Source organism: Streptomyces sp. NPDC051136 (genome assembly GCF_044455745.1).
Lineage (GTDB): Bacteria > Actinomycetota > Actinomycetes > Streptomycetales > Streptomycetaceae > Streptomyces.
Genome location: NZ_JBITFE010000028.1, coordinates 1 through 1,093, shown reverse-complemented (window position 1 = coordinate 1,093; position 1,093 = coordinate 1). Strand labels below are relative to the sequence as shown.

Annotated in this window: 1 protein-coding gene; it reads right to left on the bottom strand. The window is 71.6% G+C overall.

What is annotated here, in order from left to right; translation table 11 throughout:
- Positions 1-1,052: amino acid adenylation domain-containing protein (locus ACIBCJ_RS35600; RefSeq protein ID WP_365981570.1), on the bottom strand; the 1,052-nt coding region annotated here is incomplete at its 3' end.
- Positions 1,053-1,093 lie beyond the last annotated feature (41 nt).

Sequence of the window (1,093 nt, the reverse complement as noted above, 5' to 3'; positions counted from 1 at the left end):
GACGGAGCCCGGTACACACCACCCGAGAACTCAGGCTCCGGCAACGCCCGCCGGTCCAGCTTCCCGTTCGGGTCCAACGGCAACCGGTCCAGGACGACCAGTGCGGCGGGCACCATGAACTCGGGAAGACGGTCGGCGACGAACCGGCGGACCTCGGTGGCGTCGAGCCGGCCGCCGGCGGGCACCAGGTAGCCCACGAGCTGCTTGCCGCCGTCCGCCTCACGGACGAGTGCGGCGGCCTGGGCCACCCCGGGGTGTGCGGTGAGGGCGGCCTCCACCTCCGCGGGTTCGATGCGGAATCCTCGCACCTTCACCTGGGTGTCGTCCCGCCCGACGCACTCCAGTTGGCCGTCGGCCGTCCATCGGGCCAGGTCGCCGGTGCGGTACATGCGGCTGCCCGGCTCACCGAACGGGTCGGCGACGAAGCGCTCCGCGGTCAGCCCGGGCCGCTCGTGGTAACCGCGGCCGACGGCGCCGGCCACGTACAGCTCGCCGACCACGCCCGCCGGGACCGGGGTGAGGCCGGGGCCCAGCACATAGGTGCGCATGTTGCCGAGCGGCAGGCCGATCGGGGCACTGCTGCCCCGGTCCCAGCGCTCCGAGGCGGCCAGCTCGAAGGTGGTCGCGTAGAAGCTCTCGCTCTGTCCGTAGCCGTTGAGGATCCGGACGGCGGGCATGGCGGCGCGGACCCGGTTCATGAGAGAGGCCGGCAGTACCTCACCGGCGAAGATCACCGCGTCGACCGTGGTGCGGTCGGCGATCTCGTCGAGCAGTTCGGCGAAGACGGACGGCACGCAGCTGATCACGCTGCCGGTCCAGCTGTCGCGTTCGGCGAGTTCCAGCACGTCGCGCACGATCTCGACGACTCCGCCGGCGCCGAGCGCGGTGAAGATCTCGAAGACGGACACGTCGAAGTTGACGGAGGTGCCCGCGAGTACGCGGGAACCCTCACCGACGCCGACCCGTTCGATGAGCCGGGCAACGCCGTTGACGGCACCGGCGTGGGTGATGGCGACGCCCTTGGGGTTGCCGGTGGAGCCGGACGTGTACATCACGTACGCCACGTTCTCCGGCCGCAGCGGAGCCGACCGCT